The sequence below is a fragment of the Burkholderia sp. B10 genome, assembly GCF_004368385.1.
In the GTDB taxonomy this organism is placed as follows: Bacteria; Pseudomonadota; Gammaproteobacteria; order Burkholderiales; family Burkholderiaceae; genus Burkholderia; species Burkholderia vietnamiensis.
Genome location: NZ_PQMX01000005.1, coordinates 70,857 through 96,723, shown reverse-complemented (window position 1 = coordinate 96,723; position 25,867 = coordinate 70,857). Strand labels below are relative to the sequence as shown.

The following is a 25,867-nucleotide window of genomic DNA, read 5'->3' as shown; positions in this document are numbered from 1 at the left end:
TTCCTCGAAAAGAAAAAAGGCGAGGAACGCCCCCATGCGGGAGCAATTCCCCGCATGGGTTTAAAGAAGTAAATAGCTGCGCGAACCTAGACGGCCAGCGCGGCGACATCAATTACCGCATCTGCTTCGGCGATAAGCTCCGGCGTTTGCGAGATGAAGAACTCCCGCTCGTACCGGCCCAGCCTGAGCACCTCTCGCTTCATCCGCATGAACTGCACTTTGCGTTGCGGATCGAGCGGACCGTCCGACTCGTCGCTGAACAGCGATTGGTACGGTTGTCCCGCGTTCTCCGCGCTGTACAGCGCGATACCGCGCGTCAGGCACTCGTTGATCCACACCTTCTGCCCGCCCGACATCACCCCCACTGCCTTGGTGCTGTCGCTCTCGGCGTCGTGCACGAGGATCTCGAACCCTTCCCGCAGATCGCCGTTGGCGAGGGCCCGTTGCGTCCGGATCTCGACTGTGAACCGCGTGCCGTAGCACGCCAGCAACAGGTCGTTCACCGTCTGCGTGAGCGCCGGGCCGGCGTCGTCGATCGTCAGCGCGATCACCCCATCGTTGCCGAGGCTTTTCGCGCCCAGCTTCCACTGCGCGATCTCGTCTGAGATCCGCGCCGCGAGCGCCTGCGTAGCATCAAAACCCGCCAGATCACGCTCGAGGCCCGCCAATTCGGTCTCGCGCGTCGCCTGACTGCGAATCAATGCCTCGATCCGCGCATCCGTCGCCGTCAGCCCGTGTCGACGCTCGGTCAACTGGTTGTCGATGTCCGCGATGACCCGCGTGACATCGACCGCCGCGAGACGACTCGCTTCCGTGTCGATTTCCCGAATCAGCGCGGAAACCCGTGCACGCTCCGTCTCCCGACGTCGCGTGGCTTCGACCTCTTCCGCATCCAGTGCCGACAGTTCAGCGCGTGACGTGACCATCCCGGCATCCGCTGCATCGAGCAACGGCTTGCGAGCGGCAAGATCAGTCGCCCGCTGCAATGCCTGTCGTTCGGCCGCGAGGCTTTCCGACACGCTCCTCAGTTCCGCCTGCTTCGCCTGAAGTTCAGCGAGCGTGGGCTCGAGCGAGTCGGCCTCGGCCTTTAGCGTTCGGTATCGACCACGAAGATTCTGGATCGTCACCGTCTGCGCGTTGGCGTCATTCGATGCCTTGCGCGCCTGGGCGAGCAACGGACAGGCCGCGTGGATATCCATCCCCGAGCACGGCACCGCATCAACCACTGCAGCCTGTGCCCGGAGGTTTTCCAGCAGCGTCGACGCCGACGAGCCCTCCGATTGCAGCCCGGAGAGCGACGACCGGAGCGTCACGAGGCGCAAGCGCTTCGCATCGAGTTCAGCAATCGCACGCTGCAACGGCTCCATGCGAGCTTCCAGCTGCCCGAGACGGAGCAACGCCCGATCGCGCACCGCCGCAGCCCCCAAAATCGCGTCGCGCTGCTGGAACGTGGCCTCAAAGCCTCGAATCGCGCTCTGGATCGCGCTTCGACGTTGGCTGGCTCGTTGCCGGTCCGCTGTCGCATCACGATCGAGCGACTGCAGCGTGGCGATGAGCTCGTTGCGTCGTGTCGAGAGATCGCGGAGTCGAGACTCGACACCCGCATTCTCGGACTGCTTCGCCACCAGCCCGGCCCGTTGCTGCACCAGGTTTGCAATCGATCCCTGTAATGCCTCACGCTGTGTTCGCGTGGCATTCAGCGCCTCGACATCAGCCGCAATCGACTGCCGCATCTGCTCCGCGCGCTCACGCTTTCCGGAAAACGCGACGATCTCCTGCTGCACGGCGTCGAGCCGCTTGGACAGTACCTTCGCGACGTCGCCTGCTTTCGCGGAGAGCCCACGCAGGTGTTCGATGTTCAGCAGCTCGGCCAGTAACGCCTTGATTTCCGACGCGCTGTAGGACGCCAGCGGTCGACGGTTCTGCGCCGAAAAGACACTCGTGAAGAACGACTCCAGCGAGCCGGAGATCGCCTCGACGCAGCGATCATAGGTTTCGCCCTTGCCGTCCGATACCGTGCCATCCGGCAGCGACACCGGCCGCCACTCCCCGTCCGTCGAAAGATAGAACAGGAAGTAGTCGGCTTTGCCCGTCTTGCCCGGCTTGCGGAAGGCGAACGACGAGCGATAGCGAATGCCATCGTGCGTCCATTCGAATTCTTTTCGCGCCTGGGTGCCGCAGAGGTGATCCCAATACGAAAACGCATCGACCGACAGCTTCGATGCGCGCGACGGCATGATCCGGTACGGATGCAGGTTGTCCATGATTGTCGTTTTTCCGGCGCCGTTCGGGCCGGTCAACGCGATCAGGCCTTCCGGCAACGATTCGAGATCGAGTTCCACGCAATCGCGCTTCATCCCATCCCGTACCCCCTGGAAGCCTTCGAGCAACAATTTCAGCGGACGCATGAGAGCTCCTCCTGAAACGGCGCATCGTACGTATAGTCCGGCGGCAGCCACGCTTCGTTGCCGTCATCGGGCCATATCTCCATCACCGGCGCCGGGGCGACCGACGGTCGCGAGAGCCGACCGGCCGCCGCTTGCTCCACGATGTCACCGATTGACGCCAACGCGGTGGACGCAGCCCGGATCAGGCCATTCCACTCGCTTTGCCCGGTCAGGGAGAGCAGTTCGCGGGCTGACCACTGCCCGGAATAGCCAGTGTTGAACGACCAGAGCAGATTCTGCATCTCGACGTCGGGCACGACGACTAGCTCAGGCTCTGCGCGCTCGAGAGAATCAGCGAGCACCAGAAAGCGCTCACGCTGCGCGACGGCAAAGCCGCGTTGCGTACCGAACGGCTGATGAAAAATGCCTGCCGTGAAGCCAGCGTCGTCAACCAGACTGCGTTGCAGCGCGCGGGCGTCCACCGTGGACGAAAAGAACTTGATCCACTGGGGACCAGCGGGATAGAGACCAAACATGATGACACTCCAGATGAATGGACGGAGTGCGACCCGCAGGGATCGCTCCCCGCCAGGGTCTATAAAAAAATGGATGCAGGGAGGCTGCAATCGATGCGTCTTGCGACGCGGGGTGAATCTTGTTTCGATAGCCTGGCGGCTATCGGAACACGACGGTGTTCAAAGGAGACGGCCGCATCGACCGTTCATGAATGGCGATCGTCAGGTGGCGAACAGATCATCCGTAAGCCACGACAACGACGACGAAGGCTGGGCGGCGATCGCGACAGGTTCGACAGGCTCGGCCGACACGACCGGAAGCGGGATCACATTCGTCCCTTCCTCCCCCGCATCAACTTCGTCCTGCGGCTCGTCGCCGAGCGTCAGGCGGTCGAGCACGGCGGCCGCGATCATTTCCGCATCCCCGGTGTCGAGCAGTTGCAGGCGGTCCAGCACGGGCGACGCTTCGATGCCGGTCAGCTCGCACCATCGGGCCACCTTCGCTTCGACGGTCGGCTCCTTACTGATCCCCTCGGCACGGCTGCGCATCACCGGCAGCACCCGCGGTTCCAGCTTCAGGCCGGCGGCGCCAACGAACATCGCCTCGATCGCCTTGCGGTCGACGAGTTGCTTGTGTTCCTCATCGATCTGCCAGCGAACCCGGATGAATTTCCCGACCGATTCCGCCGCCAGCGCAGCAAGCCGCTCTGCGTCGGGCGGGCCGTCGAACTCGACATAGACCATCTCGCGCGACGGCGTTGCGACCAGTTGCGACATCGCGCCATCGGATTCCACGTCCCAGAGCAGGTAGCCCTTGTCTCCCTCCTCGCCATAGTGGAAGCGCCCGATCGAGCCCGGATAGGCCACGCGATGCCCGGCCTGATCCCAGGACTGGGCCTTGTGGATATGGCCCAACATGAACGCGGAGCATTCGGCGTCGAACAGCGCGCCGAGGCCGAATTCATGGTCGAAGCCGGCCATCGTGACACCGTGCTCGGTCACGCAGCCCGAGACCGTGCCGTGAGAAATGCCCACGGTCGGCACACCCATCGCCCGAAACCGCGCATTGATCCGCCCGGCCGCCGACAGGTAGCCCGCGAGGATGTCGCCCACGACGGTCGACGCGCCGAGCGATCCGACCTTCAGCGCGAGATCTCCCTTGTTGAGGGTCGGCAAACAGGTGAACGCAGCATCGGGATTCAGCCCAGCGAAATCGAGCAGGTCGCCGTCGCTAAACACCGGCCCGCTGGACACACGGAACCGGCCATCCAGCAGCACGACCTGACAGATTCGGTCGGCCACGAGTACCGGATAGCGAGCGCCCATCAACGCGAAGTTGTCGAGTGTGCCCGGCGGCTCGTGCGAAAACGTCCCTTGCAGCATGATCACCGGCATCGCTTCGGCAAGCCGATGCACCTGCGTCGCCAACGCATGCAGCGCCGGCGCGTGTGCATCGAGGCGATGATCGGTCGAATCACCCGAGATCACCGCCAGCTGCGCGCCGCGCGCGATCGCATCTGCGACCGCGAAGCTGAAACACCGGTCCGCCTCGTCGAGGTGTTCAGGCGCGTAATGCAAGTCAGAAAAATGCGCGATCTTCATCAACGCCTCCAGAAAAAGAAAAGGCCACCCGCAGGCAGCCAGAGATAGGTCTGCGCCGGCATCCGGCGCAAGAAGGAAAGTTACGACCGAGAAAGCGCGTCCCGCACGTGCATGAGCGCCTTGCCGAGCAGGTTCAACCCCAGCCAAGCGGACGGATCAGCGATGCGAGGATCCTGTTCGCCGAGCCCGACGCCCCAGATCCGGTCATACGGGCTCGCCTCTACCAGGACCGACGTCCCCGTCGCGCGCAGCGCGATCGCGAGCGCTTCGTTCTGTCGGAACTTCTCACGACAGCCGACGAACATGATCTTCTCGCGCGCCGTAATCCAACGAGCCTCGTCGAAACCACGTACCGAACGGCCAAGCCGCTTCTGCTCGCGTGGCGACGTCGACGACAGGATTGCTTTCGCTGTTGCGTGGTCATCGAACAGCATGGCCTTTGCGTACATCATGAATTGTTCGCCACAGTTGAAGGTGACGTCGTGGAACGTGAAACTGCACGGGTGCCAATTACTGAACACGTCGGCGGCGCCGAAAAACGCCGTGATGTTGCCGATACGGCGCATGGGATCCTCCAGAGGGATGGGTCAAAAAGATGCCGCTTGCGCGGACGATTTCGATGCGTGGGACACGGGGTCGAAAGCACTGGAGCAAATTGCTTTGCTGAAGGGCTCTCCGGATCGCGCTGTAGAAAAGGACACCGGCCCCAAAGGGCCGGCGAAAGGGGTGTCATTTACGTGCCGTGGTACGACTCGACCGCGGCTCCGATTTCACTTTGAAGTGAAGTCGGGTCCTCCAGTGCCATCGTCAGCCTCGCGATCATCTTGTCGACGTCGGTGGGGCGCTCCACCCAGCCGCGTCCGTATCGGAAGTGGCCGTAGATGCGAAAGGCCTTGCGCTGGTCTTCCTCAACGAAGCGAAGGCGCTGCAGCAGGTCCTGCATGCGATGGCGCTTTTCGTCCATCGACTCGGGGGGGCCGTCGGCGGCTACAGCCTGATCAGCGCGCATGGCGGGACTTTCTCCCTCCGACGGGTGAAGCTGAATCACCGTGCTGCCAGAGTCGGGCAGTGTGGGCCGCCCGGCGCCTTCGATCGCTGCCGTGGCGTCCTCGGCACCGTCGAGCAGTGCACCGATGTCGATATCCGCATCGAGCACGGTCAGCATCTGCATCTGACGCACCGCGTCGCCCGCCTCGTTGATCCGCGTGATGTCGAATTCCCGCTTCGAGATCCAGAACTTCGTGCCGGTCAGCTTGCCGCGAGCCAGCTGGACCGTCTTCATCGCCGCGTATGCTTTCTGCAGGACGTAGATCGAGTTCGTCGGGAGTTCAATCAAACCCAGTCCCTTGATATCGGGAATGGCGAAGATGAACTGGGCACCGAGGTTGCATTGCCGGCTTTGGTACTGCGGGCATTGCTCAGGGTTGCAGATGCCATCGGGAATCGCATCATCCTGCCGGAAAATCACGTCGCGGCCGCCGAAATGGCGAGCGGCACGCTGTGCCCGCGGATCGCGCTCGACCTTTGCATACGTCTTGCAGTAGCGCAGACCATCGGGTCCGTACTGCGAGAAGTACTTCCGACCGCTCGAGCCCCACGCTGCCATCTCATTCGGGATGTTTTGCATCCAGTCGTTGAAGGCGAATAGCACGGGGAAGCGGTAGAGCCGGATGCCCTGCCCTCGATTCTCACCGTAGAGCCGGAGAATCTCGTCGGCGACGTCCGGATTGTTGAAGTCCGAGCGGCGGCACGTGAAGTAATCGGTGTTGCGCGGCGCCAGCGCATGCTTGAGCCGACAACGGAATTCGATCGCTTTGCCGATCGTCTCAAACGAGTCACCGGCGGCCACCATCTCCTCGTATAGCGCAACCGCATCCGGATTGCCCCGAGCGGCCGAGGTCAGGACCTTGATGCCGGGCCGGATCTTCCCGATCACGGGCGGGCGCATCGCCCGCTCTTCGACGACGCTCCGTACGGGGCCGCCGATCAAACTGACAACTGCATTCATGAAGGTTTCCTCGCAAGTTGGAAGATCGCCTGGGTGCGCAACGCGTCCGCCGATTGCTCGAGCGCGTTGGCGGCCGCCTCTCCGCGGCGGTGGGCGATACTGGACAGAAGAATCCGGCGGTCGGAGTCGGTGAACATCGCGACCTGGGCCACTTCGCAACGCTCCCGCCAGGCGGGTGTCGTCGTGTCGGTGGTCGACCTTTCGTCGGCGATCGTTTGACTGATCACGCCGGCAATCCGGGAGTTGAGACGATTGGGAAGCACACGCACCTCCGGGGCAGAAAAAGGACGAAAAAAAGCGCGTTCCTCGGCAGAGGAACGCGCTTCGTGGATTCGGTTAAATGACCCAAGCACCACGTCCCTTCCGGGGACGTGGTGCTCAGGGAGCCGGTCGGCTCATAGAGAGAACGTTAGGTCGTCCTCGCACAGCATGGTCACGCTGCGCTACAGCCCATTTTCGGAATATTCATTCCGCCGCAGGATCACGGCTCAGTCGACTACAGTCGTTCTACCCAGACGGGGCCTGGAGAGAGAACACCCAATGTCGGGGCTCGAACGACGTCACGGCGCAACTGAATGCGGCCAGCGACGAGTTTTATGACTGAAAGATGGGAAGCGCGGGCGAGGCGCTCATCAACAGAAAGATTCCACACTGGTTGCCAACCAGCCGGAGCATGCCCAATGGCACGGCTTAGACAGTAGATGGACTTCGGGCTTCGAAGTCTGTGTCGATGCGTCTGAGACGCGAGAAGTAGAGTCAGTATTGACGAAATTCCGAACCGCAATTCCTCAAAAGCTCACGAAAACAGGCCAGCTTTTGCCGCCAACCGGCTGATTGGGTTCCCGCACAATCATCTGTGAGAGAGACCACCCAAAAGCATCATGGCCGCCGTTCTGGAATTACCGCCCGATCCTCACGAGGAACCGTCCCCGTCTGCTGCTCCACCGGTTTCAAATACCCCCGTGGAGTCCGCGCCGACCGCAAGTGGCTTGAAGCCAATCCAACGACTGACGAGTGATACGCGTATCGCGCGGATCATCCCGACGTCGGATTCGAAAACAGAACTTCGCTACAGATCTCAGTTCGCCCGGACGTTCATTCGCGGCGACTACAACTTCTGCGCATCCAAGATTGCCGTCGCCCGCGGCGGCAAGACGCGGGCGCTCGAAATCGCGCTGCGAGACGTATCGGAGTGGCTGCGCAAGGCAACGGCCTGGGTGGAAAAGCACAACGCCCGCAAGATCGAGCTCCCGTCCGAGTCCATCAATCTGGAAATCACGCGGCCGCTTGCCGGTCTGCTGGTGCGCTGCCTCACGCAGTACGACCGCCTGTTCGTCTCGACGATGGAGGCCGTGCTTGCCGACAAGATCACCGCACAAGACCGCGCCACGATTCTCGCCAACGCCGAAGGACGCATCAAGCACATCACCCTGCTCTGTGTGCCCGACACCGACCAGTACGACTTCGACGGTTCGCTGCGCGACGCCTGACCGGTAACAGCCCTCTCCCCTATTTCTCCGGCGACCTTGACTTTGGCGTCGGACGGCTACGCTCGACCTACATTCCAGTGAGGGAATCCATGGACCTACGAGAAATTCAGGCGTTGCACGAGCAGTACGCGTCGCAACCCATCGTGATCGACATCACCAGCCACACCAAGGCGATGGCCGCCCTGCCGGCGCCCGAGCGATCCACTTCTGGTCGCCCGTGGATCGGCCGTGTGATGCCCCGGTGCCGACGTCTCGCCAAACCCACAGCGATCGTCGTTGCAGTCGCGATGGCGGCAGGCACCGCGGGAGTCAGCGCGGCCAAGCTGTGGCGGGTCATGCACACGGCCGCCCATCATGCGCCGGCGGCCACCGTTGCACCGCCGCCTTCGCGCGCCGACGCGCCGCAAGGCGCCAGCCCAGCCGACGCGGTCGCGCCTCGTGCACTGACGTCGGCCGAACTCGGCGGCGACAGCAATCCGCCTGCGGGAGCGATGGCAAAAATCGACCCGAGCGCCTTGACCGCGCGCGCCCCAGTTGCGTCCGCCGCCCGGTCGCCGGTCAGCGACATCGCGCAAGCTGAGGCGTCGCCAATTCATGTGCCCCGCCGTTCGGCAACGCCCCCGGTCCAGACAGTGACCGCGTCAGCCACGGCCGTTGCTCAACCGGCCATGCAAGCGCGCATTCCGCAGCCGCAGCCGCAGCCGCAGCCGCAGCCGCAGCCGGCAATCGTGAAGCAGACGGCAGCCCAACCGCAAACGGACGGTGAGTCGACCGAACTGCCCCATCCGCCCCGCCCGGTCCACCACGCCATGCCGCGCAAGCACGTTGCGCCGGCAACACAACCGGATGCTGCGCCCGCACCGTCCGCCAAAACGCCGACCGCCGCCAAGTCCGGCGATGTCCAGCTCTTCTGATCGAGGCCCGCATGAAATCGAAATCGCTCAACGTCACTCTTCTCGCCGCCGGCGCGGTGATCCATGGCGACCTGATCCTCGACCACGGCGTCAGCACGTTCGCGCTCGTCAACGGCGGCATCATCTCGACCGCCGGTCTGCTCCACGTCGGGCAAGGCGGGATGGTGAAAGGTCGGATCCAGGGCGAGTACGTGCGCGTCGACGGGGCCGTCGAAGGCGATGTGCATGCGCGCGAGATGCTGGAAATCAACGGGCGTGTGAAAGGCAACGTCTATTACTGCGGGACGATCCGGCTAGGCCCGAACGCCGCGCTCGACGGCCAGATCAGTCGTGTCGCGCGGGAACGGGTGATCGAAAACGCCGCAAACCCCGTGCAACAATTAGCACCGGCGGAATCCACCGTACCGGTCGAGGCAGCAATCGCGCTTTAACCACCACCGAAAGGAGAAACCTTGAAGCTCAAATCCCATATTCTGGCGATCGGGGCCATGCTGGCTACCGCCGTCGCACACGCCGCGCCCACCTTGCAAATCGTCGACGTCGACTGGCGGCAAGACGGCCACACGATCATGTCAGGATCGACCATGGTGATGGCACCGGTCGAGAACTCGACGCCGCTCCACTTCGCGTCCGGAACGAGCGTCGGCTACGCAACATGCACGGCGTCGGGTGCGTCGTTCACGCTCCAGAGCAACCAGAAGTTCGTCGGCCGCTCGCTGACCGTTCGCCCGGTAACGGCACAGAACGGCCAGGTCCAATTCGCGATCGAGGCTAGCGATACCTCGCTCGCCGACATCAAGCTGGTCGATGCCGGGCCGTGCAAGTCCGAGGTGGTCGAGACCGCCGGCCTGCAGCCGGTGAAGCTCACGGCTACCGTCGCGCAAGGTAAGACTGCGACGGTGCCGTTCCCGGATGCGCACTACGAACTCCGACTCAAGCTGCACGCCGACGAATAAGGCCGGCTTCGTGGCAACGATCGGCCGCCCCTGGGCGGCCGATTGCTTTACAGCGTCGATCAGTCGATCTTCGACTCGATCACAAACCGCGATACAGGATTCTTCTTGATGGTCGAGATCACGAGTCTGTCACGCGCCCGCGTCATCGCCACGTAGAACAGGCGCCGCTCCTCCGACTCCGGGCTTTTCTCGTCGGGCACCACGCCCTCTTCCGCCCGGCTGATCCACACGTGGTCCCACTCCAGCCCCTTCGAGCTGTGCATGGTAGTGAGCACGAGCGCGCCATCAACCGGCTTGTTGTTGTCGCGCTTGAGGAAATCGATCCGCTCCGAGAACAGCCCGTTCAATCGGCTAATCACGTCGTAGGTGCCCTGAATCGCACGGATTGCCTGATCGCCCTTCGCGTAGCTCATCATCCACTCGAAAACGCCTTCGAGCGCGAGCGAATAGAATTCGCGCTCGCACAGCGACTGCCACTCCGCCAGACGCTTCATGAACGCCCGGTACGCCGTCGCGGTATCTTCGGACAGCCCAAGCGCGACGAGATCCTTCTTCTGCCGTTGCACGAACTCTGCGCCCATGTCCCGGTGCAGCATCGCAAGATCGTGCGATCTCATGCCCATGTGGGCCAGCACCGCGTCGACGCCGTTCTGCTTACGTCCCTCGACAATTTCGAGGAGGTTGCACATCAGCGCGCCTTGCGGGCGGTTGAGCACCGAGCCTCCCGACGCCCGGTAGTACGGTACGCCGTGCGACCGGCACACCGCCTCGATCGGATCGAGAATACGGTTCGTACGGGCCAGGACCGCGCAGGATTTTCCGGCCGCGAGCACCGGCCGCAGGGCTTCAACTGCGGCGACTGCGTCAGCATACTCGTCCTCGAAGCGCTGGCTGCCGACGCCGCCCCCTTCGCCGCGCTCCGCGCGCAGCACTTTCGGAATGCGGTCGGCGTTGTTCCGGATTACCCGGTCCGCCGCCGACAGGATTTCGGCCCGGCACCGGTAATTGCTGCCGAGCACGATCTTCTGGGCGTCGAACGTGCCGGCAAAGCGCTCCATGCCGCGATATCCGAGCCCGGCGCGGAAGCCATAGATGCTCTGGTCATCGTCACCGACGACCGTCACATGGGCGCCAGCGCGGGCATGCAGTTCGACCCATCGGTACTGCAGCGGGTCGGTGTCCTGAAACTCGTCAACGAGCAGATCCGTGAAGCTGTAGGGACGTATCTCATTGCTTTCCATGCCTGCCACCGCCAGCCGCAGCATGTCCTGAAAGTCGATCTTGCCATTGCGCTCGAGCGCGTCCTGATAGGCGTTGTACAGTTGCGCGTCCGACGTGCCGGCTTCCACCTGGCCAAAGTTGGTCTTGATGCGCTCGATGATCGGCACCGCCTCTTCGACTTTCCAGTCAAGACCCAACTCCACGATCACACGTCCTAGCATCCCGAGGCGATCGCCGTCGGAGGCGATATCGCGACGCTCGCGGCCAGGTTGCCCGAGTTGCCGAAATGCCAACGAGTGAAATGTCCCGGCGATCAGGCGTCGCTTCGCTCCGGGCCCCGCGACCGCCAGAATCCGATCGCGCAGTTCCACCGCGGCATCCTTGCTGAAAGTCACTGCGCCGACCATGGCAGTCGGGTCATCGAGCAAGCGCGCGGCCTTCGCCGCGATCGTCTTGGTCTTGCCCGCGCCCGGACATGCGATCGCGAGGCAGTGGCGGCGCAGAAGTGCCACCTCACGCTGTTGGGGGTTCAGCTCGTCGAGCATGGCACGGACCGCTTTGCCTTACCGGCCGCGCACGGTGGTCATCAGGCGCAGGTGGGTCATATAGCCTCGCAGACCGATCGGATGGAACTTGCCGAGGAAGCGTCCAGTTTCTTCATCGACGTCCGACTGATCGCGCAAACCGTTCCACACGAGGAAGTCGAAGTGATCCATCACCTGATCGAACTTCATGATGAGCGTCAGCAGGCGGTACGAGAAGCGGGTGTATGCCTCGACCTCGACAACCAGCGACGGCTTCGTGATCGTCGGCGAAAACACGATATCGCCGCTCTCGCGCAACGTCGCCTCGGTTCTTTCGCGGAATCCGCGCGCGACTTCCAACTGCTCCGCCACGTACTCCTCGAGATTCTTCAACTGCGCTTCCAGCCACGTCGTGACGACCTCCTGATCCTCGACCCCGAAAGTCGACCGGCCGAATCGCTGCATGTTGATGCTCATCCGGTTCAGATACGGCCACCACTGTTCGAACAGCGGCTTGAGCCGCGTATGGTTCAAGCGAACCACAGCGCTCACGACGGCCGCGCCCGACAACTGCTTTTGCATCAGCTCACGGCCGATCTCGCGGCGGCGCCGAATGATCGCCGCACGCTCCTCCGGCGGCAGCTCCTTGAACAGCTTGCGCGTGCGCGCGACCTGCTCGCGCTTTTCCTCGACCTCCGAATCGCTGATGATCCCCTCTTTATGAAGAGTGGTCGCCGCCTTCTCCATCTCCTCCAGCTCGCGCTCGAGCTCGCCATCGTCAGCGCCGTCGGTCGACGGTCGGGCAAGGTCATCGCGCTGACCGGGGGCACCCACACCGGCGTCCGCCGCTCCAGCAGCAGCCGGGACGGTCGTGTCGGTAGTCACCGGCGTTGCGGTTTCGCCGTCGATGAGAGGCGTCGCTTCGTTGATCGTGCTCATTCGGGATGTCCCAGGTTGGTTGATCGTCGCCGCACACGCGGCATGGGACTATTTTTGCGAGGACGAGGGGGTACCGGGGCACTGAAACATGCACGATTTCGAGGGGCTTTCGGGACAGGGCCTTGCGCCCGTATACGCGCGCGGAAAGCCCAAGCGATATCCGGGCGGGCTTCCGTAAACTGAGCAAATTGGTGACCGGCAGACATTTGCCGGCCGTCTCGGTTGTGTGGGCGGCCGTCAAGATGGCTGGAGACCGTCGATCTACGCCGCTGAGGTCGCCTGAAGCCCCTTAACCGGTTAAGGGGCTTCAGGCGGAAAGCTCGCGTTTTCCGGGTAGCTTTCCGCCGGAAGGTCAGCGATACGACGACGCGGCGTTCCAGAGCAGCACGCCAATGGCGGCGGCGGCCACGATCCAGTACGGGGCCAGGACGGGGACCGGCAAGATCAGTACCGTGGCGGCCGCGCCGAACACGGTCAACAGCCCATGGGCAGCCAGATGGAAGGAGACGGGACTCGCGTAGCCCGCCGCTGCGGCTCGGATCTTCCGACGCACGACACCATCGACGAACATCGCGACTCCAAAGACAATCGTGCCGAGCAGCCAGAGCTTCATCACGGTTGCCCGGTACACCGCCCGGTAGACCATCCTCCAGAAATTCTGCACCCAGGTATGCGCGAAGTTCGAAACCCCACCGTCGTTGAGCGTGCCTTCCCTCGTTTCTGAGACCGTGGTGCGCACCAGTCCCGACTCGACGAAGTAGCGCCGAAAGGAGCGATTGGTCGACTCGATCGCGGCGTCGGCTCGATCTTCGCCTACTATCGCCGTGACCGAGCTCGCTTCCGCGTCCGGGATGGTGAACAGCGCCGGGTCCGGGATGGCGGGCAGAATGATGCCCCCTATCAGCGGCACAAAGAAGAACCAGACCTTCGCGTGCCGGACGAATCGGCTACCCGCCATGTGTGCCCCCCCACATTGCCATCAGCCCCATCACGAGGCGAACGGCCAGGTAGATCGGGAAGGCAACCAGCCCGGCGAGCCCGACGTAGAAATGCAGCGGTCGGCGGCGGATGAACAGCGCCAGCGCGTACGCCATCGCCTGCTGCCCGCGGGTGAACTCCGTGGGTACCGGCGCTCCGGGATCGTCTTGCGCCGCCGCCGTACTGATCGCGCGACGCACAACGGAAGCGTCGAGCCTAGTGAGCGTCGCTATCAGAAAAGGTGTGAGCGACATCGTATCCCTCGAAGTAGAGTCGAAAATGCTCGCCGGTCAGCGCGCGCGCAGCCAACTGGAATGCCGCCGAGCGCTGGCTGATGTTCTCGGGACAGCGCTCGTCGACCATTTCGGTCGCCAGCGCGGAATGCCGCGCCTCGAACACCGGGATCGGCTCGAACATCGGCGACCAGACGTGATAGCGCTCCCCTTCCCGGGCGACGTACCGGCGCGCGTACAGCAAGTGCGCCGGTGCGAACAGCCCTTGCATGAATGCCACGTGCGGCTCGCCGGTCTTGCGGACGCGCTTGTAGCTTTCGAGTCCGTCGACCAGCATCTCCTTGACGAGCGACTCCGCTTTGCCGACAAAGTGCTCACCGATGAAGTCGGCCACGCGCGTGCACACGAGTTCCAGCTCGGGAGCGAACGTGAAAACCGGATTCAGGCGAGCCGAAAGCTTGTGATCGCGGATGATTTTTCTAAATACGGCAGACATGCGTAGGTTTTCAACCTTTCAGGATGGGAATGCGGCCCTGATAGACCGAGGCACCCGATATCCGCATGAAATATTGCAGGTTCGGAAGCCCGTGGATCAGGCGGGTTGGGATCAGCGGCACCTTTTCCAGTTGGAGCGAGCGCGTCACCGATCCCGTAAATTCACCGACATGCGCCTCGCTGCCCGAACTCGTACTGCTCGACATCACGAGATTGCGAATTGCGGTCTCACCGACTTTGTCGGAGAACCACTGCGCGGTGTCACTGTCCTCTAAGCGTAAGATGATCTGGTTGTTCAGATTGCCCAAAACCTGCAGCATTTTCGCGGCGTTTCCGAGTCTGGCCTCGAGGTCCGCCCGCGCCTGGAACGCAACAAACGCCTTGAAGCCCGCGCCACGCCCCTTGTTCAAAACCTGAATCACCTGCTCGTTGATCGCCTCGGCGATCTCGTCGATGATAAGCACCACCTCCGGCGGCGAATCGTAGAAGTTGTAGATCGTGCCGCACACCGCCGCGACGTCGGCCAGGATCATCGACGCAATCGCCTTCTGCACGATGTTGTTCGACAACGAATCGAGGCCCATGTACAGCACGGCCTTCTGCTTGATGATCTTGTCGATGTCCCAGATCTCGCGCTCGTCGTCAAAATCGTCGGCCTTCGGCGCGAGCATCAGACCGGTTTCGCCGGTTGCCAGCATCTGCAACAGCGGCAACGCCGATGCGATGATCCGCATGTAGTGCTCGCGGTCATGCACGTGTGTCGCGATCAGTCCGTCGAGCGTCTCGTGGCCCTGATCCAGCGTCGCGAATCGCGCCTGGTAGAGCGCGATCATCCCGTCGACCCGCGATGCGCCCGCCTTTTGCGCGATCTTATTGACGTCGGCGGCGACGAGCGATTCCCAATCCGTCAGCCCTCGCTCGATGAAGAATCGCTTGAGCGCTCTTTCGAGCAACGTGGTGATACCCGACTGCGCGTACTTCAGGATCGACCGCAGGGTCGGCTTGTCACCGATGTACAGCTCGCCCTTGACCGCCCGGTCGATGAACAGGAAGGCGAAGTCGCGGAACGGCCCCTCTTCCATCAGCTGCGAGATGCGGCTCGGGATTTCGGACGGCTGGCTCCAGTTCTCGATCGGATTGAGGCGGATCGACTCGGACGGCTTGGCCTGATTGAAGTACAGGAATTTGCGGCCGGCGCGCTCGCACTCCCGCTCGACGCGCTCTTTCCATTCCTTGTCGTTCTTCGGATCGACAATCAGCAGCACGTCGCCCAGATGGATCACCTGCGTCGAAATCACCTCGTACGTCCGCGTCTTGCCGGCGCCGGTGGTGCCGCCGACGAGCGTGTGGCCGCCCATCGCCTTGTAGTGGAACGGTACGAGTCCCTTCTTCGGCTCCATGCCATGAATCCACGACGAGCCCTGCGGCATCAGATCGCGAATGCTGTCTTTCGGCGCGAACAGCTGCTCGATCAACGCTTCGACTTTCCGGCCGGGCTTCGTTTTCGGTAGCCACGCGGGCAACCCCGGAATATCGGTGGTCGGCATCCGCAGGATGTCGTGCGCGATCTGGCAATGCTTCTGCGTCCATTCGTAGCCGATGCCCAGATACATCGCGTTCGCCTCGGCACGCATCCGTTTCTGGATCGCCAGCAGCTTCGGCACATCGAGCGTCGTCAGCCACTTGGTCGAAATCGCCATGCGGAATTTCAGCGCTCGCCAGACTTGCCCTCCCCGCAACACAAGGATTGCCAGTCCGAACAGCGCGAATGCCCAACCATATGGCATCCCGGACATCGGCAGCACCACGACAGCGAGCAGCCACGCGAGCACGGCGCGCAACTCGAAGATCGGCCGGAAATGGTTGATGTAGCTATTCAAGTGGTGCGCTCCAGTATCAGCTCGCCCGCGCGCGGTGCGATCGTAATTTCTGTCGGCTCGTTGCCCAGCAACAGCGAGCGCTTGCGAAGATGCTCGATTAACGTGTCGCTTGCGACGCCGTAGCTACCGACGAGGCGCTTAGGCAACACCAGCCCCATGTTGCTCCACTGCACCTTTGCCTTGCCCGCCTGGACGTCCTGACGCAGTGCGCGGAATAGTTCAACGATCATGCGCGGCGCGCCCTTCAAGACCTCTTCGAATGCCTGCTGAGGCGGTTCCGCAGATCCCGTTGTCTGGCTTTCCGTCGGAGGCCGGCTCGATGCCGCACCGGGATTCATCGGTGCAGCTGGTGGCCGGCCGCTCGCGGCGTCGGGACGTACTTCGGGGGACGTAGCTAGTGCCGGCTCCGCAGGAACCGGCGTCGGTGCCGGTGCCGGTTGGGGGGCAGACGGCGCTGCCGCTTGAACGGGCTCAAGCTGCGCGGCGACGTGGATCGCCGACGGCACCTCGAACTGGACGGGCTCAAATACCGCACGTTGCGCCTTGCGATCGAACTCGGCCGCCGTTGAAATGGCCTGACGCACGACCTTGTGCGTTAGGGATTCCGCGTCCATCGGACTCGGGTTCGGGTTGATGGCCCCGAACACCTCGGCCAGCACTTCCACGTCGAGCCCCGCAAGCAACTCGCTGCCGATGAGCTGCTGCGCGAGCATCCCCGTTCGCATCCGCTCGACGGGCAACGGGGTCGCGCGGCGAACCACCCGGTACGGACTCGCACCGAGCCACGGACCGACTGCGCCGTGAACCGGCGGACTCCATACCTGCATGTCGGCGTCCCGCACGATTTCGAAGTGCCGATACGGTTCATCCAGCCGCGAACAGATCGCCGCCAGAAACACGCCGTAGTTATATTGCGGCTCGATCCGCCGGCGCTTTTCCGAGGGCAGGTTCGTGCCGAACTTCTGCCCGCCCGCCAGCCGCATCGCGTAAAACGCGGTCTCGATCGTGCACCGGAAGGCGCCGCCCGGCTCGCGGTACAACTCCGGACTGAGCGGCATCGACGAGAACCACGCTGCGCACCGCTCGGCGAGCGCGAGCCACTTCCGGGCAAACTCGGCCTTCGTCGATTCGTTGGCAGTTTGCTCAAGCAGCTCGATCCGGCGCGCGGCGCGCTCGAGTAACGTGTCGGCCGCGATCGGCGCATGCAACGGTGTTGTGCTCATGGGATAAAGCTAGTCGCGAGTTTGGTTCCCAGCTTCGCCGCCTTGCCCAGGGCCGACCCGCTCGCGTTGGCGCCGCCGCCGAACATGCTCGCCATCTTCGGGATCTCGAACGCGAGCAACAGCATGAAGATCGCCAAACTCATCACATTCGTGGCCGCCATGGGCGTGCTCAGGCCCAGCCCGCTCGCCGTCGAAATCGCCGTCGCCAGCGAGCCCCCCACTAGCCGCTGCATGCAGGCCGCAACGACCACATACATGCCCGCGCTGATCATGTAGTCGAGCCACGTTTTGAAGAAACCACGGGTGAACTCGGAGAACCCCAACGCGAGCGCAACTTGGCCCATCACCGCGCCGATCGCCATCTGAATCAGGCCGACATAGCTGTAGTACAGAAAGACGAGGCCGGCCAGAATGAGCACGACAAACGCCAGCAAGAGCGGGATGACCGCGACCAGGTGCGCGGGGTATTCGTACCACGCGGCGCCCGCGAAAGACTGGACAAAATCATCGAACAGTGTCCCGCTCGCATGAAACATCGCACTAACGACATTCGTGATGTCCGCGCCTGCTATCTTGGTGGACAGATTCACGAACCAACCATAGAAGCCGGTGGCAAACGACTGATAACCCATGTATAGAGAGGCAAAGATACCGAGCATCGCAAGATCCTCGAGAATCTGGCCCCAAGCGACAATCGCATTACCTGTCGACGCAAATCGGACGCCCGCGATAACAATCGTGATCACCGCCAAGGCGCCCGCAAACTTGTCCGATTCGTCATGGATGGTCTGACTCGCCTCGACGGCGCTCTGGATCAACGTGCCAATCAGCCCGCCGATCGACTTCATCGCGCGATCGGCACCCGCAGCGACTTCACCCGGCGCAACCGTCGCCCCTACGCCGCCCGATGCGCCGGGCGACACCACGGAGGTGGGCGCCGGGATGCTGATGCCGCCCACTGTGATGGTCGTCGCGCCATCGGCCCAGCTCGGCGGGGCCACGGCCATCAGCGCCGCGCTGAGGGGCAGTGCCGCCAGCAGGCGGCGGAACCATCGTGCCGTCATCGCCGCCCCTTATTTTCCAAAGCCGTAGGCCGCCCGCTCGGCGTCCTGTTGCTGAATGAATTTCTGACCGGCCGCCGCCCTCTCCTTCCGGTCCTGCAGGGCCTGCGACTGCTCTTGCGCATCGTGTTGGGCTTTCGCCGCATTGAGTTGCAGCAGATCCGCGTTCTGGCTCGTCACGATGTCCAGGTAGTGGGTCGTCAGCTCGGCCGTCGCCTGTGCGGTCGGCGACAGCGACAGCTGCGACTGCAGGTCCTGGCGACGCTTCGCCAGATCGTCGGTATGCGACATGATGCTGGTGCCCATGTTGAACAGATTCTTCGCGACTTTGTCGTTCTGCTGGTACAGCGTGTTCATGTCGGAAAACCACTGGTCGTTGCTCTTTCCCGACCGCGCGATCAGCGTCTGCACCTGCGACAGCCACTGACCGTCGTCAGTCAGGCTCCCGTACAGGTTCTTGAGCGTGCTGTTCAGGTTCTTGATCTTGGAGATGTCGCCGGAGATCTGGTCGAACTGGGCCTTCATCGCCGACGGATCAAGCTTGGTCGCCTGCAACAGCTGGTTCGCCATCATCTGGTACTGGTACATGATGTTGGTGTTCTGGTAGATCTCCCCGCTCACGGCCTTCGCCGCGGTAATGACGTTCTGGCCGAAGTTGGCAACGTCGAAGACGGGAATTCCGGTTGCCGATGCATATTGGGTCGCAAGGAGAGTCGCCGCGAACACGGCGGAACGGAGCATGCGTTTCATTGGTTCACCTGTCAGTCGAGAGTCAGCATTTCTTGCAAATACGCCTCGCGCCAATGCGGCGAGCCCGAAGCATAGTGTTTGTCGAGCACACGCTGCGCCGCGCCGTCCGAGCGCAGCACCGCGAGCGCTTCCTTCGGAAACTGAGCCTGCAACATTCGCGAGTGGTCGGGCGTCACCCACAGGTAGTCGCGGTTTGGCACCGCGTTGGAGATCATGTCGATCTGGTCGTCGGTCAATCCGCACACGTCGCGATACAAGTGCTTCGTGGTTCGCGCGTCCTTGTTCGGCAGATAGAAGATGTTCGGGATGTTCTCTTTGAGAATCTCGAAATTCGGCACGCGCGCGAGCTGACCGAGCGACTGGGTCGCGAGCAGCAACGTCGCATTGAGCTTCCGGATCGTCACGGCCCAGATCTCGAGGCGCTGGTAGAAGCGCGGGTACTGGAAGAAGAAACCGCACTCTTCCACTTCGATGATCGTGTAGCGCTTGCCGTCAAGCCACTGCGAGATCCGGTAGAACGCATAGTCCATGAACAGCGCGGCCGCGACCGGGTAGTTCTGGAACAGGTCGCCCATCTCGATCGATATGTCGTCGGACAACGAGAACGCATCCTCGACGTGATCGAAGAAGCGCCCGTTCTTTTCGCCCTTGGTCCAGATCTGCAGGCGTTCACGCAACTCGATCGCCAGGAGCGTCGTGAGGTTCGACAGCGTCCAGAACTCCGGCGTGTAGCCCTCGCCCAACGTAGCGACCGCTTCGTAGATCGTGCTTTGCTGCTGCGGCGTGCAGCGGAAATCGTCATCTTCGATAGCCATCTGCACCCATTCGGCGACGTAGGTGTAGTGCTTGGAATCGGCCAGCAACGACAGCGGGTTCACCGAGGTCGCCGCTTCGAACCGGCCGGTCGCATCGACGAATCGCCCGTTGGCGAGCACGGTCGGAATGCGTGTCGAGCGATCCTTGTCGAAGCGGATGCGGCGGGCCTTGTGACGGCCGGCCTGCGAGACGAGGAAGTTGAGAAACACCGACTTGCCGGCGCCGATCGGGCCGATCACGAGCGTGTGCGACTTGCCGCCCGGATGATGCAGGCTCACCCGTTGCAGCGTCTTGTGGCGGGTCGGCAGCAATGTGAGCGGACCGGTTTTCACGCCGGATTGCTGCGTCAGCCAGTCGTTGAGCGCATGCCCCTCGGCGACGCCGCGCAGCGGCGCGATGTCCGACACGGCTGGCGTCTCGACGAACTGCAGGCGCTTTTGCTGATCCCAGCGCCCCGGCATCGTCGTCGCCCACGCGGCCGCGAGATTGCGCGTCTCCACGATCACGCCGAAGCCCGCGTTGCCGATACGCCCGACCACTTCGCGGGTCATGTCGTCGCATTCCTCGATCGAGTCCCCATAAACCACTACCGAAATATTCGCGAACCCGTACTGCTGGCCGTCCGCGATCAGTTTTGCCAGGGCTTTCTCGGCTTCCTCGGCCAGCATTTCCCGGCCTTCGTCGTTCTTCTGTTCTTCCTTCGCGAAGTACGCCTTCAGCACCGCGACCGGGTTGAACGCGGCGACCTTGTAGAACTTGCGGATCTTGTCGATGTAGGCCTGCGCCTTGCTCGCGGACAGGAAGCGGAACATCACGCAGACGTCGAGCTCGGCGTCGACGTCGGCCAGCACGTCAAGCGCGGCCTCCTGAAACCCCATCCATTCCTTGACCGACACGATCTTCGCGTAGCGCGTGCCGTACGCCGATTCGAACATCAGATGCTCGGAGCCGTACGTCACGAAACTTTCGGTCAGGTGCGTGTCGAGCATCGTGACCGGATACCGGACCCGCCGCGGGGGCACCGACGGGTTGGCCGTTTGGTGCAGGTACGCCATTGCGTTCTGCAACTGCAGGCGCTTCATCTTGAGTCGCGTAACGCCGCCTTTGAACGCATCGAGAATCGACTCGAAGCGCTTGATGTCGGCCGCGATCCGCTCCATGTCGAATGAGAACGCGCTGCGTGCGAACAGCATGTCCTTCACGGTCTCCCAGATAGCTACGGGGACCGCCTTGCCGCCGACCGTCATGTGGTAGGCAATCTTTTCGAAAATCTTGTTGATGCCGGTTTCAGGCGTGAACGCCAGGGCGAGCGAATGAGAGTTCCGGAAGAACTTGCCGCTGCTGACATGGGCGCGGTTGATCGCATCGACGCGTTCGTCGATCGCGTTCGCAAACTCGCCTTCGATCTCGCCCTTGACCCGCCGATGCGCCAGGCGCCACCACGCGGTGACACGGTGATCGAAGTTCTTGCAGGCATGGTCGAGGTTGTCGCGCGCCGCCGAGATGTCCGACGCGTTCGGGCTGTCCGCGTCGACGCCGTCAAAGCTGTAGACGGTCAGCAGGGAGCCGTCCTTGTCGAGAACCAGCTCGGGCGTGACCATCGTGGCCCATGGGGCGACTTCCTGCACCGGGCCCCGCTTGATTTTCGGGCTCAACATGGCAAATCCTGATCGAAACCGTAGGGCCGTTTGAAGCGAACCGAGAACCGCGATGTCGGCAGCGGCTCGTGGACGTCCGGGAACCGGTTGTAGACCACCAGCACCTCTTTCCACCAAGGATCGCGTGTCGACAGCCAACGCAACAGCCAGTGCACAGCAATCCCAACGACGAGGAACGTCGGCGTCATGCTGCTATAGCAGAGCAGCGCCGTCAGCGTGCCGTTCGCGATTGCCAGCCCGCGATCCGCCCCGCCCATCTGGCGGGGCAGCGACAGCGAGCGGCTCACCCGGGTCGGATTACGCACAGGTGTAGTTGACGTGGAGGTGGTCGCGCACGATCGGCAGCGCGCAGGCGGCGATACCGAGGCCCACCAGCACCGACGAAATCATCTTGCCGATATTGCTTTCCGAATTCGCAATGGCGACCGCACCGATAATGATCAGCACGATGCCAATGCCGTACAGCCACGGACCGCTGATGTACGACGAGATCAGACAGATGACATCGGTCGCGGCGCCGAGGCTGGACATGTCGACGGCGTGCGCGGCGGGGGCCGCACCGGCGAGCGCGGCGGCAATCAGCGTCGAGCGCAGTTCATTGCGCGCGAACAGCGCGCGAGAGGTCGCGACCGCCGTCATGCGCAGTCGGTTGAAAAGTGCGTGTTGTTGCTTCTGCATTGGATAACTCCAGTTAGAAAACCCGTTTGAGGACGTAGTCGCCGTCCTTGAAACCCTTGATCTCGAGCACTTCGGACACGTGGCGCAGATCGCCCGTCCGGCGCATGTGGATCACATAGTTGAAGCAGTCGGCGATGGCCTTGCGCATGTCCGTGAGCTCCCAGCGGCTGCCCGTCGGGATGCCCAGCATCGCGAGGCTTTCTAGGCGGCTCAATGCACCACGCGCGTCGTTCGAGTGGATCGAGCCCATGCCGCCGTCATGCCCGGTGCTGAGCGCCTGAATGAAGTCGTAGGCCTCGCCGCTCCGCACCTCGCCGACGATGATCCGGTCCGGCCGGAACCGCAGGCACAGCGCGACCAGCACTTGCGTCGTCACGCCCTTGTCGGGATTGGAAAGCAGCCGGACACGGTTGGGCGCCGAGAGCTTGAGTTCCATCGTGTCCTCGATCGTGATCACCCGTTCGTCGGGCGGGATCTCGGCATTTAGCGCGTTCAGCAGCGTGGTCTTGCCCGACGATGTGCCGCCCGCCACCAGCACGTTGCAGCGCCCTTGCACCATCGCGGTAAAGGCATGGCGTAGCGCCTCGTCGGTCACGCCGGGCGGGAACAGGGTGCGCTCCACCTCCCGGCGTGCGTGCACCGCGGAAAACGCGCCCATGCTCACGTAGTCGGCGAGCGACAGCGTTTTCTCGCGATGCTTGCGAATGGCGAGCGCATGGCCGTCGATGGCCGTCGGCCGCATCACCGCGGCGATCCGCAAATTCTTGTGGCCGCCGTTGATGATCCCCTGCGACGTGCCGGCCTTGGCCGACTTGTCGACCGACGCCGCAAGCGCGTGGATCGCGCCCTGCAGCGTCGCCTGATTGAAGGTCACATCGAGCCGGCGCATCACGCCGCGCGACTCGACCCAGACGTTGTTGAAGTCGTTGACCATGATTTCGGCCACGTCCGGTGCTTCGAGCGGTTCGACGAGGGACGAAAGCGAGGCGAAGAACAGATTGACCGCAGCTTCTTCGAGCGGTCGAACCTTGAGGAGCGGGCTTTCGGCGATTTCGGACATGCAGCTATTGTTCAAGCTGCACGGGTCGTCGTTGGACTGAAAGAATGCCTAATTTCGTGAGCTTTCGAAGCGATCGGGCGTGCCGCTTGGGCGATGATCCGATCCACGCTCAACGCAACCGGTTAAGCACCTTCAGCCGGAAAGCTGCACAAAAACGCATCGCTTTCGCCGACAACGCTGAAAGCTGAATGTGCTGGGGGCAATTCGTGGACGAAAAAAACCCGGTCGCGATGGACCGGGTGGGTTTAAGAAATGGCGTGTCGTTCAGCAGATCACCTCCACCGTTTCGCCGAACGGCGCGCGCCTGGCACGACGCACCGGCACGGTCGAGGCCCAGAGCACCGGATAGGGCGGCGCTTCCGAGGGGAAGTGGCCGTCCATGTCGGTCAGATAGACGAGGAACGCCGGCTCGATCCCGTCCGCCGTCACGCGGCAAAACGGATCGACGAACGACGTGCCACCGCCGCCCTTGATCGGCGCCAGGTCGACCGGCTCGCCACGCTCGAACACCTGCACCTGCGTCACGCGCGTATCGCAGTCCATCACGATCAGCCGGCGCGGTCGGATGGCATCGCTGACCGCCGAGATTTCGGCCGCGAACTGCGCCTGCGTCTCATCCCATACCGAGCCGCTGGCGTCGCGCACGAACACCGCGTCGCCCACAGCCGGCTCGTTCAATGACGGCAGATAGAGGCCAGCATGCAGATAGCGCCGGTTGGGCGCCGCCCACGTGTAGTCGCTCGGCGCGGCATCCTGCGCAAACCGATGCAGCAGCGCGCGCCAGTCGACCACCGGCACGACCGCTTGCTCGATCGCCGCCTGCAAGCTGGCGCCCATCGCGCCGCGTGCCTGGGCCGCTTTCGCGGCCTGAAGCACGGCGACCTTCCACTCAGCCTCCTTCGCCGCCTTGGCTGGCCCCGCATACTGGCGGACCTCACCGCACGACGGCGCGGCACCCGGCTGGCCGCCCGGAGACGGAGTCGCAGACGGTGTGTTCGCGCCGCGCGCGGCTGGCGGGGGATTCGATCCTCCGGACTGGCTCGACGGCTGATTGCCGTCGGGTTGGCCCGGTTTGCCGCTACCCTGTCTGGCCTGCTGCCGCGCCTCGTTCAGACGCATCCCATAGATTTCCTCGACCGACCGCCCCTTGAATCGCATATCGACCAGACAACCGGGCGGCAATTGCAGCCCGGCATCCAGCACGATCGGATTCACCGCATAGTCGGCGGCATCGTTCCAGCCACGGTCATCCCGGGCACCCTTACGCCAGCAATGCCCGTTCGCGATGTGCCACACCTCATGCGCGAGCACGCCGCGAATTTGTAAATCGGGCAGGCTGGCGGCATAGGACGGGTTGTAGCCAATTGCCACGCTGTCGGTCCAGAACGTCTCGCAGCTCGGATCTTCGACCAGTCGCAGTCTCAGCGAGAGCGCCCCGAGGAACGGATGATCGAGGACAAGCGCCGTACGTTGCTTCGAGACGCGTTCATAGAGTTGGACATCCATGGCGGGCTCACGCGGCAAGCCGCAGTGGCGGCAGTTGAGCCGACTGACCGACGACCTGATCGGTCATCGGCGACGGCACGCTACCCATGAACGCGGCCATCAGCCCTTCGATCTCCGTCGCCTTGGCGGCGACCTGCGATCGCAGGACATTCGACTCCTTCAGCTCGGCCCCGGTGTGCGTGGCCAGGTGCGTCTTGGCCTGCGTGAGGATATGCGTGAGCTTCGGATCGTCGCTGAAGTTCAGCTTCGGCAGCAGATCGCACAGCTCCCGGACCTGATTCGCCACATCGAGACGCACGTTGTTGGACGAGTACAGACGGTTCGCCATCATCGAGACAGCTTCGTACAGCCGGCCGACCAGATCGTTGTTCGCGGTCTGAATCGACGCGAACACATGCTGATCGATCTCGGTGCGAAGATTCGTCAACACGTCGTTCGGCAGATCGACGCCGAACTGGCTGGCATCCGGGAACGGCAAAACCGACAGCTTGACCGCGAACTTGCCGGACAGCTCGGCCAGCGACGGATAGTCGGCCTCGTTGTACAGGGTGTGCATTTCGGCACGGGCCTGTTCCTTCAGATCCAGGTAATTCGTCAGGAACACGGACACGGCCAGATCGAACTCGTCCTTCATCGCGCGCATCCGGTCGGCGACCTCCATATAGATGCTGGTCGGCAGCAGCCGCACGCCCAGCTGGTCGTACTTCAGGGTGTGGCCGTAGTAGTACGAGCGGATGCGGTTACCGATCGAGAGCACCTCGGCGTAACTCGGCGCGTGAGCCGGCAACAGCCGTTTGTTGAAGCGCCCGATACCGGCGGCCTGGTGATTCTTCTCGACCTCCTCCGTGACTTTGCCGTCGTAGCGACGAGCAACCCAGGCGGAAATCGTGACGGACGAGAGCATGACCTTGGACTTCAGATCGGTGATATTCATGGAAAACTCCAGATAGAAAGAAAATCGATAAGGCGAAAA

25 protein-coding genes are annotated in these 25,867 nt (G+C 63.0%); 4 read left to right on the top strand and 21 right to left on the bottom strand.

Annotated features, from left to right (window positions below; genetic code table 11):
- Positions 1-86 precede the first annotated feature (86 nt).
- The 6 genes from C3Y15_RS04375 to C3Y15_RS04350 all read right to left on the bottom strand — a co-directional run bounded on the left by C3Y15_RS04375 (position 87) and on the right by C3Y15_RS04350 (position 6,775).
- Positions 87-2,408 carry an SMC family ATPase gene (locus C3Y15_RS04375; protein ID WP_124259828.1) on the bottom strand — a complete coding sequence of 774 codons (2,322 nt, stop codon included), beginning with the start codon at positions 2,406-2,408 and terminating at the stop codon, positions 87-89.
- Positions 2,396-2,923, bottom strand: coding sequence for a hypothetical protein (locus C3Y15_RS04370; protein ID WP_059896603.1), 528 nt, complete (start codon positions 2,921-2,923; stop codon positions 2,396-2,398). The genes C3Y15_RS04375 and C3Y15_RS04370 overlap by 13 nt, the downstream gene beginning before the upstream one ends.
- Positions 2,924-3,124: 201 nt before the next feature.
- The gene (locus C3Y15_RS04365) at positions 3,125-4,504 is read right to left on the bottom strand and encodes a metallophosphatase family protein (RefSeq protein WP_124259827.1); all 1,380 of its coding nucleotides are present in this window, start codon (positions 4,502-4,504) and stop codon (positions 3,125-3,127) included.
- 80 nt (positions 4,505-4,584) lie between these two features.
- Entirely contained in the window at positions 4,585-5,070 is a 486-nt protein-coding gene (locus C3Y15_RS04360; RefSeq protein ID WP_124259826.1) for an NADAR family protein, read from the bottom strand.
- 167 nt (positions 5,071-5,237) lie between these two features.
- Entirely contained in the window at positions 5,238-6,512 is a 1,275-nt protein-coding gene (locus C3Y15_RS04355; RefSeq protein WP_124259825.1) for a hypothetical protein, read from the bottom strand.
- Positions 6,509-6,775, bottom strand: a complete 267-nt coding sequence (locus C3Y15_RS04350) for a hypothetical protein (RefSeq protein WP_059896595.1) — start codon at positions 6,773-6,775, stop codon at positions 6,509-6,511. The genes C3Y15_RS04355 and C3Y15_RS04350 overlap by 4 nt, the downstream gene beginning before the upstream one ends.
- Before the next feature lie 618 nt (positions 6,776-7,393).
- On the opposite strand from C3Y15_RS04350, the gene C3Y15_RS04345 reads away from it, so the two are divergent.
- The 4 genes from C3Y15_RS04345 to C3Y15_RS04330 all read left to right on the top strand — a co-directional run bounded on the left by C3Y15_RS04345 (position 7,394) and on the right by C3Y15_RS04330 (position 9,872).
- Positions 7,394-8,002 (top strand): hypothetical protein, encoded by a 609-nt coding sequence (locus C3Y15_RS04345; RefSeq protein ID WP_059741215.1) that lies wholly within the window; start codon positions 7,394-7,396, stop codon positions 8,000-8,002.
- A gap of 89 nt (positions 8,003-8,091) precedes the next feature.
- On the top strand, positions 8,092-8,916 hold the full coding sequence (locus C3Y15_RS04340; protein WP_124259824.1) for a hypothetical protein: 825 nt from the start codon (positions 8,092-8,094) through the stop codon (positions 8,914-8,916).
- A gap of 11 nt (positions 8,917-8,927) precedes the next feature.
- Positions 8,928-9,347 (top strand): polymer-forming cytoskeletal protein, encoded by a 420-nt coding sequence (locus C3Y15_RS04335; RefSeq protein WP_059475115.1) that lies wholly within the window; start codon positions 8,928-8,930, stop codon positions 9,345-9,347.
- A 21-nt stretch (positions 9,348-9,368) separates the two neighbouring features.
- Entirely contained in the window at positions 9,369-9,872 is a 504-nt protein-coding gene (locus C3Y15_RS04330; protein WP_124259823.1) for a hypothetical protein, read from the top strand.
- A 59-nt stretch (positions 9,873-9,931) separates the two neighbouring features.
- Here the strand turns inward: C3Y15_RS04330 and C3Y15_RS04325 are convergent, their stop codons facing one another.
- The 15 genes from C3Y15_RS04325 to C3Y15_RS04255 form a co-directional block, all read right to left on the bottom strand.
- The gene (locus tag C3Y15_RS04325) at positions 9,932-11,638 is read right to left on the bottom strand and encodes an ATP-dependent helicase (RefSeq protein ID WP_124259822.1); all 1,707 of its coding nucleotides are present in this window, start codon (positions 11,636-11,638) and stop codon (positions 9,932-9,934) included.
- A gap of 18 nt (positions 11,639-11,656) precedes the next feature.
- Complete coding sequence (locus C3Y15_RS04320; RefSeq protein ID WP_124259821.1) at positions 11,657-12,556, bottom strand: ATPase; 900 nt, start codon at positions 12,554-12,556, stop codon at positions 11,657-11,659.
- Positions 12,557-12,908: 352 nt separating this feature from the next.
- A complete protein-coding gene (locus C3Y15_RS04315; protein ID WP_124259820.1) occupies positions 12,909-13,514 on the bottom strand; it encodes a DUF4400 domain-containing protein in 606 nt (201 codons plus the stop codon).
- Positions 13,504-13,788 (bottom strand): hypothetical protein, encoded by a 285-nt coding sequence (locus tag C3Y15_RS04310; RefSeq protein ID WP_059475110.1) that lies wholly within the window; start codon positions 13,786-13,788, stop codon positions 13,504-13,506. Before C3Y15_RS04310 ends, C3Y15_RS04315 begins: the two co-directional genes overlap by 11 nt.
- A complete protein-coding gene (locus tag C3Y15_RS04305; protein WP_059475109.1) occupies positions 13,751-14,263 on the bottom strand; it encodes a hypothetical protein in 513 nt (170 codons plus the stop codon). The genes C3Y15_RS04310 and C3Y15_RS04305 overlap by 38 nt, the downstream gene beginning before the upstream one ends.
- A 10-nt stretch (positions 14,264-14,273) precedes the next feature.
- Complete coding sequence (gene traD / locus C3Y15_RS04300) at positions 14,274-16,142, bottom strand: conjugative transfer system coupling protein TraD (protein ID WP_059475108.1); 1,869 nt, start codon at positions 16,140-16,142, stop codon at positions 14,274-14,276.
- Positions 16,139-17,365, bottom strand: coding sequence for a TraI domain-containing protein (locus tag C3Y15_RS04295; RefSeq protein ID WP_059475107.1), 1,227 nt, complete (start codon positions 17,363-17,365; stop codon positions 16,139-16,141). Before C3Y15_RS04295 ends, traD begins: the two co-directional genes overlap by 4 nt.
- The gene (locus tag C3Y15_RS04290) at positions 17,362-18,429 is read right to left on the bottom strand and encodes a type IV secretion system protein (RefSeq protein ID WP_059475106.1); all 1,068 of its coding nucleotides are present in this window, start codon (positions 18,427-18,429) and stop codon (positions 17,362-17,364) included. The genes C3Y15_RS04295 and C3Y15_RS04290 overlap by 4 nt, the downstream gene beginning before the upstream one ends.
- Before the next feature lie 9 nt (positions 18,430-18,438).
- Positions 18,439-19,176: a hypothetical protein gene (locus tag C3Y15_RS04285; RefSeq protein ID WP_059475105.1), complete on the bottom strand. Its 738-nt coding sequence runs from the start codon at positions 19,174-19,176 to the stop codon at positions 18,439-18,441.
- Positions 19,177-19,187: 11 nt separating this feature from the next.
- The gene (locus tag C3Y15_RS04280; RefSeq protein WP_059896587.1) at positions 19,188-21,650 is read right to left on the bottom strand and encodes a VirB4 family type IV secretion system protein; all 2,463 of its coding nucleotides are present in this window, start codon (positions 21,648-21,650) and stop codon (positions 19,188-19,190) included.
- Positions 21,644-21,955, bottom strand: coding sequence for a VirB3 family type IV secretion system protein (locus C3Y15_RS04275; RefSeq protein ID WP_124259819.1), 312 nt, complete (start codon positions 21,953-21,955; stop codon positions 21,644-21,646). The genes C3Y15_RS04280 and C3Y15_RS04275 overlap by 7 nt, the downstream gene beginning before the upstream one ends.
- Positions 21,948-22,328, bottom strand: a complete 381-nt coding sequence (locus tag C3Y15_RS04270; RefSeq protein ID WP_059475103.1) for a TrbC/VirB2 family protein — start codon at positions 22,326-22,328, stop codon at positions 21,948-21,950. Before C3Y15_RS04270 ends, C3Y15_RS04275 begins: the two co-directional genes overlap by 8 nt.
- Positions 22,329-22,341: 13 nt before the next feature.
- Positions 22,342-23,388 carry an ATPase, T2SS/T4P/T4SS family gene (locus tag C3Y15_RS04265; RefSeq protein ID WP_059475128.1) on the bottom strand — a complete coding sequence of 349 codons (1,047 nt, stop codon included), beginning with the start codon at positions 23,386-23,388 and terminating at the stop codon, positions 22,342-22,344.
- A gap of 264 nt (positions 23,389-23,652) precedes the next feature.
- A complete protein-coding gene (locus tag C3Y15_RS04260; protein WP_124259818.1) occupies positions 23,653-24,894 on the bottom strand; it encodes a VWA-like domain-containing protein in 1,242 nt (413 codons plus the stop codon).
- A gap of 7 nt (positions 24,895-24,901) precedes the next feature.
- Entirely contained in the window at positions 24,902-25,828 is a 927-nt protein-coding gene (locus tag C3Y15_RS04255; RefSeq protein WP_059475101.1) for a hypothetical protein, read from the bottom strand.
- Positions 25,829-25,867 lie beyond the last annotated feature (39 nt).

Bases quoted from the DNA above. Each gene is read 5' to 3' on its own strand.
- C3Y15_RS04310 (WP_059475110.1), bottom strand. From the start codon at position 13,788: ATGTCGCTCACACCTTTTCTGATAGCGACGCTCACTAGGCTCGACGCT.
- C3Y15_RS04255 (WP_059475101.1), bottom strand. From the start codon at position 25,828: ATGAATATCACCGATCTGAAGTCCAAGGTCATGCTCTCGTCCGTCACG.
- C3Y15_RS04375 (WP_124259828.1), bottom strand. From the start codon at position 2,408: ATGCGTCCGCTGAAATTGTTGCTCGAAGGCTTCCAGGGGGTACGGGAT.
- C3Y15_RS04295 (WP_059475107.1), bottom strand. From the start codon at position 17,365: ATGAGCACAACACCGTTGCATGCGCCGATCGCGGCCGACACGTTACTC.
- C3Y15_RS04325 (WP_124259822.1), bottom strand. From the start codon at position 11,638: ATGCTCGACGAGCTGAACCCCCAACAGCGTGAGGTGGCACTTCTGCGC.
- C3Y15_RS04305 (WP_059475109.1), bottom strand. From the start codon at position 14,263: ATGTCTGCCGTATTTAGAAAAATCATCCGCGATCACAAGCTTTCGGCT.
- C3Y15_RS04260 (WP_124259818.1), bottom strand. From the start codon at position 24,894: ATGGATGTCCAACTCTATGAACGCGTCTCGAAGCAACGTACGGCGCTT.
- C3Y15_RS04290 (WP_059475106.1), bottom strand. From the start codon at position 18,429: ATGACGGCACGATGGTTCCGCCGCCTGCTGGCGGCACTGCCCCTCAGC.
- C3Y15_RS04335 (WP_059475115.1), top strand. From the start codon at position 8,928: ATGAAATCGAAATCGCTCAACGTCACTCTTCTCGCCGCCGGCGCGGTG.
- C3Y15_RS04315 (WP_124259820.1), bottom strand. From the start codon at position 13,514: ATGGCGGGTAGCCGATTCGTCCGGCACGCGAAGGTCTGGTTCTTCTTT.
- C3Y15_RS04360 (WP_124259826.1), bottom strand. From the start codon at position 5,070: ATGCGCCGTATCGGCAACATCACGGCGTTTTTCGGCGCCGCCGACGTG.
- C3Y15_RS04270 (WP_059475103.1), bottom strand. From the start codon at position 22,328: ATGCAGAAGCAACAACACGCACTTTTCAACCGACTGCGCATGACGGCG.
- C3Y15_RS04285 (WP_059475105.1), bottom strand. From the start codon at position 19,176: ATGAAACGCATGCTCCGTTCCGCCGTGTTCGCGGCGACTCTCCTTGCG.
- C3Y15_RS04370 (WP_059896603.1), bottom strand. From the start codon at position 2,923: ATGTTTGGTCTCTATCCCGCTGGTCCCCAGTGGATCAAGTTCTTTTCG.
- C3Y15_RS04265 (WP_059475128.1), bottom strand. From the start codon at position 23,388: ATGTCCGAAATCGCCGAAAGCCCGCTCCTCAAGGTTCGACCGCTCGAA.
- C3Y15_RS04365 (WP_124259827.1), bottom strand. From the start codon at position 4,504: ATGAAGATCGCGCATTTTTCTGACTTGCATTACGCGCCTGAACACCTC.
- C3Y15_RS04340 (WP_124259824.1), top strand. From the start codon at position 8,092: ATGGACCTACGAGAAATTCAGGCGTTGCACGAGCAGTACGCGTCGCAA.
- C3Y15_RS04345 (WP_059741215.1), top strand. From the start codon at position 7,394: ATGGCCGCCGTTCTGGAATTACCGCCCGATCCTCACGAGGAACCGTCC.
- C3Y15_RS04320 (WP_124259821.1), bottom strand. From the start codon at position 12,556: ATGAGCACGATCAACGAAGCGACGCCTCTCATCGACGGCGAAACCGCA.
- C3Y15_RS04280 (WP_059896587.1), bottom strand. From the start codon at position 21,650: ATGTTGAGCCCGAAAATCAAGCGGGGCCCGGTGCAGGAAGTCGCCCCA.
- C3Y15_RS04355 (WP_124259825.1), bottom strand. From the start codon at position 6,512: ATGAATGCAGTTGTCAGTTTGATCGGCGGCCCCGTACGGAGCGTCGTC.